This is a genomic window from Flavobacterium sp. EDS (assembly GCF_020991525.1).
In the GTDB taxonomy this organism is placed as follows: domain Bacteria; phylum Bacteroidota; class Bacteroidia; order Flavobacteriales; family Flavobacteriaceae; genus Flavobacterium.
On record NZ_JAJMOZ010000013.1, the window covers coordinates 102,809 to 113,652 of the forward strand.

General features: G+C 33.4%; 6 protein-coding genes and 1 pseudogene. 5 read left to right on the forward strand and 2 right to left on the reverse strand.

Annotation, left to right across the window (positions count from 1 at the left end):
• Positions 1-3 precede the first annotated feature (3 nt).
• Positions 4-702 (reverse strand): LytTR family DNA-binding domain-containing protein, encoded by a 699-nt coding sequence (locus LPB87_RS16895; protein WP_129537977.1) that lies wholly within the window; start codon positions 700-702, stop codon positions 4-6.
• 167 nt (positions 703-869) lie between these two features.
• Here LPB87_RS16895 and rpsF point away from each other — a divergent pair, with 167 nt between their 5' ends.
• The 4 genes from rpsF to LPB87_RS16915 all read left to right on the forward strand — a co-directional run bounded on the left by rpsF (position 870) and on the right by LPB87_RS16915 (position 2,601).
• Positions 870-1,211 carry a 30S ribosomal protein S6 gene (gene rpsF, locus LPB87_RS16900; RefSeq protein WP_035628733.1) on the forward strand — a complete coding sequence of 114 codons (342 nt, stop codon included), beginning with the start codon at positions 870-872 and terminating at the stop codon, positions 1,209-1,211.
• A gap of 5 nt (positions 1,212-1,216) precedes the next feature.
• Positions 1,217-1,513 (forward strand): 30S ribosomal protein S18, encoded by a 297-nt coding sequence (gene rpsR / locus LPB87_RS16905; protein WP_002987043.1) that lies wholly within the window; start codon positions 1,217-1,219, stop codon positions 1,511-1,513.
• Positions 1,514-1,577: 64 nt separating this feature from the next.
• Positions 1,578-2,018: a 50S ribosomal protein L9 gene (gene rplI, locus LPB87_RS16910; RefSeq protein WP_035628732.1), complete on the forward strand. Its 441-nt coding sequence runs from the start codon at positions 1,578-1,580 to the stop codon at positions 2,016-2,018.
• A gap of 109 nt (positions 2,019-2,127) precedes the next feature.
• On the forward strand, positions 2,128-2,601 hold the full coding sequence (locus LPB87_RS16915; RefSeq protein ID WP_129537978.1) for a DUF6495 family protein: 474 nt from the start codon (positions 2,128-2,130) through the stop codon (positions 2,599-2,601).
• A 40-nt stretch (positions 2,602-2,641) separates the two neighbouring features.
• Here LPB87_RS16915 and LPB87_RS16920 read toward each other — a convergent pair whose 3' ends face one another.
• Positions 2,642-3,280, reverse strand: coding sequence for a helix-turn-helix domain-containing protein (locus LPB87_RS16920; protein WP_230728647.1), 639 nt, complete (start codon positions 3,278-3,280; stop codon positions 2,642-2,644).
• Positions 3,281-4,525: 1,245 nt separating this feature from the next.
• On the opposite strand from LPB87_RS16920, the pseudogene LPB87_RS16925 reads away from it, so the two are divergent.
• A pseudogene (locus tag LPB87_RS16925) lies at positions 4,526-10,844 on the forward strand (hypothetical protein); the annotation flags it as partial.

Sequence of the window (10,844 nt, forward strand, 5' to 3'; positions counted from 1 at the left end):
GCTTTAATGAGTTATTGATAATGCGCGAACTAAGTCTTCTTTTTTATTTCGACTTAATGGAATTTTTGTAATACCGATTTCGGCAAACTTACTATTAAAGCGTTCTACTTTGTCAATATTTATAATATATGACTTGTGTACGCGAATGAATTTTTCTTTTGATAAATCATTTTCAAAAGATTTCATTGTTGAAAGAACTAAGTTACTATCGTCTTCGGTTACTACTCTTACATAGTCGCCAAAAGCTTCAATCCACTTAATTTTTGCAGTAAAAATTTTAAGTTTTTTGAGGTTGCTTTTGATAAAAATATGCTCGCCTTCATCTTCTTTTACATCGGTTCGTAAGGCATATAAGTCTAATGCTCTTTTAACAGAAGCATTAAAGCGGTCTATGGCTATTGGTTTTTGGAGATAGTCGGTAGCATCGTAATCAAAGGCCTTTAAAGCATATTCGGCCTTAGAGGTAATAAAGATTATTTGGGGCTTTGTTTTTAGGCCATCTAAAAAATCAAAACCATTTATAACAGGCATTTCGATATCTAAAAATATCAAATCAATATTATTTAAAGAGATACAGCTTCGAGCTTCGATTGCATTTGAAAAATCTCCAACCAAGTGTAAATTCGTATGATTATTGACTAACTTTGAGATGATGGTTCTTTGGATAGAACTATCGTCTACTACAACACAATTTAGTTTCATAACATTTAAATTTAGGGAATGTAATAGTAAATATAGATTTATTTTTCTTTTAAAACTAGATTTTAGGCTTATTTTTTACCATACGTCGAATAAAAGCAAAAAAGTGTTGTATATATAAAATAATTGGTTACTTTTGCACCCAATTTTAACAAATAAATATTAGATTTATGAATCATTATGAAACTGTTTTCATTTTAAATCCCGTTTTATCTGAGGTTCAGGTGAAGGAAACAGTAACGAAATTTGAAGAATTTCTTACTAGTAGAGGAGCTGAAATGGTATCAAAAGAGGATTGGGGCCTAAAGAAAATGGCTTACGAAATCCAAAACAAAAAAAGTGGTTTTTATCACTTATTTGAGTTCAAAGTAGCAGGAGAAGTTCTAATTGCTTTTGAAACTGAATTTAGACGTGACGAGAGAGTTATGCGTTTCTTAACTGTAAGTTTAGATAAACACGCTATTTCTTGGGCTGAGAGAAGAAGAACAAAATTAAAATCTACAAAAGCTTAATTATTATGTCTACAATAGAGCAATCAGCAAAAGGAAAAAAAGACGGAGATATCAGATATTTAACGCCTTTAAACATCGAAACTAACAAAACTAAAAAGTATTGTCGTTTCAAAAAATCAGGAATCAAATATATCGATTATAAAGATGCAGATTTCTTATTGAAATTCGTTAATGAGCAAGGAAAAATTCTTCCTCGTCGTTTAACAGGAACTTCTTTAAAATACCAAAGAAAAGTGTCTGTAGCAGTTAAGAGAGCTCGTCACTTAGCTTTAATGCCATACGTGGCGGATTTATTAAAATAATATTAAACTAAAGTTGTTGGTTTCCGTCAAACGAACCTAACTTCTCAAATATAAGGACAACAACATGGAACTTATTTTAAAACAAGACGTACAGAATCTAGGATTTAAAGATGATGTAGTATCTGTAAAAGCTGGTTACGGTCGTAACTTTTTAATTCCTCAAGGTTTTGCTACTTTAGCAACTCCTTCTGCAAAAAAAGTATTGGCTGAAAACCTAAAACAAAGAGCACACAAAGAGGCTAAGATTGTTGATGACGCTAAGAAAATAGCTGAAGCATTGAAAGCTCTTGAAATTAAAATTTTCGCAAAAGCTGGTGGAGAGAAACTTTTTGGTTCTATCACTAACATAGATATTGCTGAAGCTTTGGAAAAAGCGGGTAACTCTATCGAAAGAAAATTTATTACTAGCGGTATCGTAAAACGTACTGGTAAATATGCTGCAAGCATTAGATTACACAGAGATGTTGTAGTTGAATTACCATACGAAATTGTTGCTGAAAAGTAATAGTTTTAATTTATAATATGAAATCCCGATGTAAATCGGGATTTTTTTTTGAATATTAAACAGGCTTGAAATATTTAATTATATTATAAAAGCCATAAATGTTTTAAAAATGAAATACGCAAGATTAACAAAAGAACAATTTGATGAATTAAATGCTGAATTTGCAAGCTTTTTAGGAACGCAGGCAATTGATAAAGCAGAGTGGGATTCGATCAAAATAAACAAGCCAGAGGTAGCTGAGCAAGAGCTAGATGTGTTTTCGGATTTAATTTGGGAAGGAGTTCTTTCTAGAGCTGAATTTTTAGAGCATTTTTCTAAAAATCATATTTTCCTGTTTCAATGTTTTGATACACATGTTCAATCTATAGTTTTGAAATCATTAGTCCCAGAAACGGATTTCTTAACTAAAGAAGGTTTACAATGGTTAAGCGATAATATGTTTACTGAAACTATTGAGATGAAAGTTGGTAAAAAAGTTTTTACTGATGATCGTAATGCTTCTATTTTTGAATTAATTCAACAAGGTGCATTCCTGAGCGATGGGCAATTGTTTAAACAAATAAATACGATTATAGAATCGTAATTATTGATCATTGCTTTATTCAATAAATTAAGGGTTGATTTTATATTCTAATTAGTATATTTTTTACAGCCCATATTTCTTTAATGTCATCAGAATCAATAGTTGTATTTCTGAAAAAAGTATTATCGTTGCTTAAAGTAAAATTATTTTCCAAAGGGCTATTATTAATTACTCTATTAATAATTAGTCCTTTTGTTTTGCTTATTATTACTGCAATGGCATTTTCTTCAATAGATTTTATATCTGTAATTTCACATACTACAAAAGAATTTGCATTTATAGTTGGATTCATGTTATTGCTTACTATCTCAAATGCCCTGGAGATTTTGCTTTGTATAAAAGGAAAATGATATTGAGGTAAACTGTTTAATAAATCTTCATTTCCAAGACAATATTCAAATTGAAGCTCTCTTTTTATTAAAGGAGTATTGTTTACTGTTATATTATTAACTTTTTCGTTGTAGCTTTTTTCTGAAAGTATTTTATTTAGGTCGATTTCGTGAAGATTGCAAATTGAGATTATTGCACTATAATCTAAAGTATCTCTTTTTTTCCATGTAGAGATAGTATTTGGTTTGATATTCAATAGTTTAGATAGATCAATATCAGTATTTATTTGTAATGCCTTTTTTAATCTTTTTAAGATTAAATTCGCATTTAGTGATTTTTTCGCTTGCATATTCAAAAAAAGATTTTTACATTTATGAAATATTAATCATTGAACGACTGTTAATTAATCTTAACACTATCGATTAAATAGTTGAAAAAAGATTAATTACTTTATTTTTTAAGTTAATATCTTAAAAATTTAAAATCATTGCTCAAATCGCATAACGCCAAAACTCAGATATAATTCTGATTTAAGTATAAATAGGTTATTTTATATAGAATCAGGGATATTCTAATGTCAAATGTGGAGCAATATATAAAAAAATGATTATTTATTATTATTCTAATTTGTTTTTCTGTCATAAAATAATATAATACCACATAGTAGCATGAGGACTTTTAAAAAGAGTCTTTAAATAAGAAGAATTTTTGCACGTTTTTGTCAATTATTATTTAATATGGATGCTTATGGAATATATAATTACTTTTTTCAGAAGGAATAGATTCTTCTCATATTTATTTCTTGTTTCACAGTCGTTCAATCAAAAATTAAATGCCATATCATTTTTTGCTTCTACAAGTAAAAAAGAGTTTTTCTTATTTGATAATTTTATAAATCAATTGGTTCTTTTTGTTTTTAAAACAAATAACCCGTTTGATCAATGTAGCAATAATTATCGATGTCATTTATTCTATAACAATACATAATAGTATTATTAATTGAGTCTTCAATCCCCTGAAGCACAACTCGACTACTCTGGTATTGGTCATAAGTCTATTTTTCCATTTAATAGATTTTAATTTTCACATCTCTATAGGATTCATTTCTTATGATTATTGTGTAAATTTTTCAAGTACTTAAAATCGTCGAATTAAAATTCCTATTTTTTATTTTTTTATGGATGTACATAAATACATCGCATACAGGTTATTGTTGCCTGATGTTAACTAAAATAATGAAAGTAGAACTCCAAATAATTACAATTAATCTCTTAAAAATATTTTTATGAAATTAAAACCTACTTTAATCGATTCCCCTAGTAAACAACTTTCTTTTTTTAAGATTTATTTGACTTTTATTTTTTGTCGAATTATGGGATCATATACTTCTTCGCAAATTGAATTTGTAGCAAATTCGAAGTAATTTTTATAGTCTTTAAAATTAAGATATTTTCAAAGCATTAGAATGTTTATCTGATGATTTGTTAGTACAGCTATATTTAATAATCTCTCTTTTTAAAATATGGGATTGTAGATGATATCGCTTATTTACCATATTGGAATTTATTTATCACTTTATTAATCTCTTAGGAATATGAAAACATTTTTCTTAACAATAAAAAATTGGGCATTCTTACAAAATTATTTGTGGTTGTTTTTGATATTAATTCCCTTTTCGAGCTCGTTCTCACAAAATTTTTGCAGACCCGACTCACAGACTAATACTGTAGGAGGGGCATTATGTGTGGGTATGAGTGTAACTACTCCAGATGATGCAATTGACGGAAACATGGCCACTTTTGCTTCTATATCAAATGTTTTAGGTTTAGCTTGTTTTGCGCAAGAGACATTCCATTTTAATCAAACAGCTAAAGCAGGTGATCAAATTGTTGTTTATTTTAATACTGGAAATGGTGTTTTGGAAGCTGATTTGCTCACGAACGGAACCATTCGGGCAAAAAATGGAGTAACTAATGTTGGGCCAGCAGTAGCACTAAGTAATGGAATATTAAATCTCCAAATATTGGATGATGTAAACAAAATAGGGGTGATAAAATACACATTACCCGGAGATGCAAATAGTGTACAAATTCAAAGTGGAGGACTTTTAAGCGCATTATTAAGTTTAAGAATATATGAAGTTCGCTTACAATTTGCTAAGCCAACAATTGTTGGAGGAAATACACAAGCAGTATGTTCTGGACAACCAATAACACTTACTGCCACCGCCGCGGCTGGTACTACACTAGCATGGTATGATTCCCCTACATCGACTACAGCACTTTCAAATATTAATACTTTTACTACACCAGCTTTAACAACTGCAACAACTTATTATGTAAGTAGTTCAAGAATTGCAGGTTGTGAGAGCGACGAACGCGTGCCTGTAACTATAAATATTACAAACCCAGTGTTGCCTACTATAGATGTTACTGGAACGGTAATTTGTTCTACAGGACCTACACAATCGACTACTTTATCGGTAATAAATCCAGTACCAGGAACAACTTATACTTGGTATAGTGCGGTAGGTTCTTTCATAGCTTCTGGTAATACCTTGACTAGGACAGTGCCTATTGGAGTTTCTAATTTTTTTGTAGAAGCAGCTATTGGAACTTGTAAAACACCGACTCGAACTCCTGTTAGTGTTACTTCAACTCTGGTTCCTGATGTTCCAAAAGTATTAACACAGAGTGTATCTATACTTTCGGGTCAAAATGCAACTTTAAATGCTTCATCAACGGATCCAAGTGTTACTTTCGATTGGTATGATACAGCTACGGGAGGAACTAAGTTGCTAGCAAATTCTCCTACATATACTACTCCTATCTTAACTGCAAATAAGACCTATTATGTTGAGGCAGTTAGTGCTACAGGAGGGTGTGTAAGTGCAACTAGAGCGGCGATAAATGTAACTGTTGTAACTAATCCGCTAGGTGGTTGTTTGGATGCAAACAGTCAACAAACAACACAAAATGGACTTTGTTTATTCTGTTCTTCACCTAATTCTGACAATTCAGTTGATGGTAGTAGCAGTACTGCTGCTAGATTATCAGTACCTGTTGGTTTAGTTGACGGATGGATTCAGCAGACATTGCAATTTAATAATCCAGGTCAGGCTGGAGATGTTATTACAGTTGATTTGGAAATACCAACCGGGCTTTTAGACATAAGCGCCTTAAGTTATATTTCATTAGCGACTTATAATGGAGCTACTTATAATAACGACCGAATAGCTGTAAACAATTCCCTTTTAAATATTGAATTATTAGGAGGTAATCGCTTTAAAGCAAGTCTTAAAGCAGGTGCGGCTTTTGATCGTGTTGAGATTAGGCTAGGAGGATTGGCCACAGTATTAACTAGTCTTGACATTTATGGTGCTTCGTATAAATTTAAAGCAAGGACTATAACTGGAAATACGACAATTTGTAGCGGACAAATAGCAACGTTAACATCTAGTGCAACTTTAGATGAAACTATTAATTGGTATAGCGCTTTAACTGGAGGTACTCTATTAAGTAGTACAGCTACTTATACTACATTAGCACTAACATCAAACACGACTTTTTATGTCGAAGTTACTCGTAATGGTTGTGTGAATAGCGAAAGATTTCCTGTTCTTGTAACAGTAAATAATCCTGTTGCTCCAACAACGGTGGTAGCTAGTCCTGTGAATTTATGTAGCGGGCAAAATACAACAATAACGGTTCAGTCACCAGTTGCTGGTACAGATTATAATTGGTACAGTACTGCTTCTGGCGGAACTTCTTTATTTACAGGTACCTCATTTATAACACCGAGTTTAACGACTACTACTAGTTATTATGTAGAAGCTAAGATTGGCAGTTGTTTAAGTGCAACGCGTACGCAAGTTACAGTTAATGTCAGTGCACGACCAGCAGTGCCAACTGTAGCATTAACGAATGTTGTTATTCAGGCTGGACAAAGTGCTACTCTGGAAGTGTCAAATCCTGTAGGGGGCATAGATTATGATTGGTACGATGCTCCTATTAACGGAAATCTATTGGCTTCAGCTACAAATTCATACACGCCAACGCCAGCTTTAACAGTAAATAAAAGTTTTTATATTACCGCGAGAAGTACAGCAACAGATTGTATAAGCGCTACAAGAGCTGTTATTAATGTCGTTATAAGTAATTCTATTAATTCTTGTTTGTTAGCTGATTCGCAAGTGACTACCAAAGGAGGGACAACGAATTGTTTAACATGTGGCTCAACAAATGATGGTGATTCTGTGGATGGTAATAATACAACTGCAGCAAATCTTACCATACCTCTTGGTTTATTAGGAGATCATATACAACAAGTATTAAGTTTTTCAACTGCAGGTGAGACTGGTGATATTATAGATGTAGAATTAGGGATTCCTGTTGGACTGCTTGATATAAGTGCTCTTTCTAATATTAGCTTGCAAAGTTTTAATTCAGGCCTGCCTAATGCTGATCAATCTGCCATTAGCTCACTTTTGAATGTTCAGTTATTGGGAGGCAATCGTTTTAGAGCTAGTTTTGTAGCTGCTGGGCCATTTACAAGTGTTCAGGTTAAGTTAGAAGGATTAGCTGCTTTATTAGCAGGTGTAGATATTTATGAAGCTTCTTATAGATATCCAAATGCTACAATAACTGGAGCAGTAACTCCAATTTGTGTAGGACAATCTACTACATTAACGGCTACGGCTACAGGTACACAAACATTTTCTTGGTATGATGTTCCAACTGGGGGAACAGCTTTAGCAACTAATACAAGTACTTATGGAACGGGATCATTGACAGGGACTGAAATATTTTATTTAGAGGCTAGTCGTGGAGTTACTACACCGTGTTTGAATACTAATCGTCAAGCTATTACAGTAACAGTTTTGCCTATTCCTACAGATACTGATATTGTGATAACAACTCCTTTAACTGCTTCTTGTGCAGGAGGTGCTGTATTGACTCCAACATCTACATTACCAGGAGCGACATTTAAATATTATACAGACCAAAACAAAACTATAGAAATTGTATCTGGAGAAATAGCTGGAGTAACGTATTTAAAAAATGCTACAACTGGAGCGCTTACCATTAGCGGACTTATTGCTTCTAATTCACCTTATAAATATTATATTTCAGTACTTAATGAAGGTATTTGTGAAAATATAAATGGAACCTTAAAAGAAGTTATAGTAAATTACCCTGTAGGTGCTGCTTTGACAGTTACTACAACTTTGGCTGGTTGTGCCAAAGTAAATTTAAAAGATGCTATTACAGATCTTGATACATCAGGAAATACAACCTATACTTTCTTTGATTCCTCTAATGCACCAATGACAGAACAAGCGGCAGCTAATATCATTGTAGGAGGTGATTACTGGATTCAGGCCCAAACAATTGGTGTTGATTGCCCATCTGTGAAAGAAAAAGTAACAGTTACAATTAATCCTTTACCAACTTTAGTAGTTACAACTGCTTCTAAAGTTGTTAATAAAGGCGATTCAGTAGCATTAGTTGCAACATCCAATGGAACTATAACTTGGTATGATCCAGCAGGAAATCCTATACCGTCAAATAATACTGGTGTACTAAATACTGTTGGCGTTTTTACTTATACAGTAATCGCGAGTAACGGAACTTGTACAAATACTCAGACTATTACAATTACAGTCATAGACCCTGCTAGTTGTGATCCGTTATTAGAAAGAGAATATGCTACTACTCAACAATGGGGAACTATTATTACAGGAACCGTTACCAATGACGCTAATGGGGCTGATGGTAATCCAAAAACATATTCTACAATAACAACTGGTTTAGGACTTTTGGGTATTGGAACTACATGGCAAAATTTGCAATGGCCAACAACTATTGCAAAAGGAACTCCTGTAACAGTTAAGTTAGGTGCGGAGTATAGTGGGGTAGCGTTAGGACAAGGCGTTACAGTGATAGGAACTAAACGTGACGGTCTAGGGAACCCAATTGATATTGGAACTTTACAATCTGTGTCTGGATCATTATTAAATTTATTATCTGGACAAAACTCGTTTGAGTACACATTTGTTCCGTCGGATGCTACAGGACCTAAAGCCTATGATGGTATTCGAGTGCAAATGGGATCAGTTTTAAGTGTTGCACAAAATATAAATGTTTACGATGCCTATTATGATAAATCAGTTACTCAGATAACTTGTGGACAAGGAGATATCGAAGATGTTTTCTTTGGTGTAAAAGAAATAGGTGTTGGAGCATTAACAGCTACGGTAGGTGTTTCGAATGCATGGAACATAGCCGATGGTGATGTAGCTACTTATGCTACCATGTTTAGTGGAGTAGGAGTACTTGCTGCAGCACAGCTTACAACAAGTTTTAGAACACCATCTATGGTTGGAGATAGTCTTAGAATAATAATTTCTAAGCCAGGAATTGTCTTAAATCTTAATTTACTTACTGGATTTAATATCCAGCTTTATTTAGGAAATACTCCTGTTGGTGCTCCTATTCTAAACGATAGTAGTTTATTGACTTTAAAATTACTTTCGGGAGATACAATGGCAATGACAATTTTAGCTCCTCAAACTCAACCATACGATAGAGTTACAATATCTTTTGGAGGTGTTGCAAGTGTATTAGACCAACTTAGAGTTCATAATATCGACCGTGTAACAAATACCAAAGTGATTGGAGGAGATGATGATAATAACGTCACGGTCTGCCCTGGTAGTACTTTAACACTACAAGTACCTCCGGCGAATTGTTCAAGTTATAAATGGTATAACTCACCAACAGGTGGGAATGAATTAGCCTCAGGACAGACATATACACTTCCTGCTACATTAGCAGCAGGTACTTATAAATATTACGTTCAGCCAATTCGTTACGGTTGCCCTGCCCTTGAAAGAGGAGTAGTGACAGTAATAGTTAGAGCTACAACCCCTGCTGGTACAATAGCAAGTGTAAAAATTAATGATGATACTAGTAATACTATTTGTGCAGAAGATGGTAAAGTAAAATTAGAAGCAGTTTTAGCTAGTACGCCAGTGCTTAATACTCCTGTATATCATTGGTATATTTTTGATGGAACGACTAGTAATCTAATTGCAGGAGAGACTAGCTCAGTGTTAAATCTTACAGGCTTAACACCTGGAACTTATACTTATTATGTAGGAGTTAATTCTAATGAATATTGTGAAACGGCACCTGGAGATAGAAAACTAGTGATATTTACAATTTTACCAAATTCTCTTGTAACTGATATTACCGTAAATAATGATTCTGTTTGTCATGATACAGATGCCGTATTTACACCAGAAAGTGCTTTAACAAATCCTAAATTCTTTTGGTATTTTGATGCTAATAAAACACAGCCTATCCCATCTGGGCCAGGTCCTGTTACTATTGCAGGTGTTACTTATACCACTAGTAGTTTAGGTGTTTTAACAGTTTCGGGATTAACAGCAGTTATGAGTCCTGTTACTTATTATGTTGCAGTATCAAGTGATAATACATGCGAAAATAAAGCGGGAGAACTTAAGGTGGCTACTGTAACTGTAACTAGTCCAGCCACACCAACAACTCTTGATGATACACCTACTTTTTGTTTAACAAGTAATCCGACAATTGCGAGTCTTCAGGTAAATGAACCAAATGTTGTTTGGTATGATTCTCTTATTAGTACAACTCCATTACCTAGTACTACTGTATTGACTAGTAAAGCTTATTATGGAGCAATTTCTCTCCCAATAAAAGCAGGTCCTCCAGTAGTATATTGTGAAAGTGCTGTACGATTAGTAGTAACCGTAACGGTTACCGATCCAGGCACCCCAACACTCGTAACTGCAGGCGTACAAAACTTCTGTTTGATAAACGCACCGACTTTTGCCAGTGTTCAGTTTAACGAAGCAAATATTGTTTGGTACA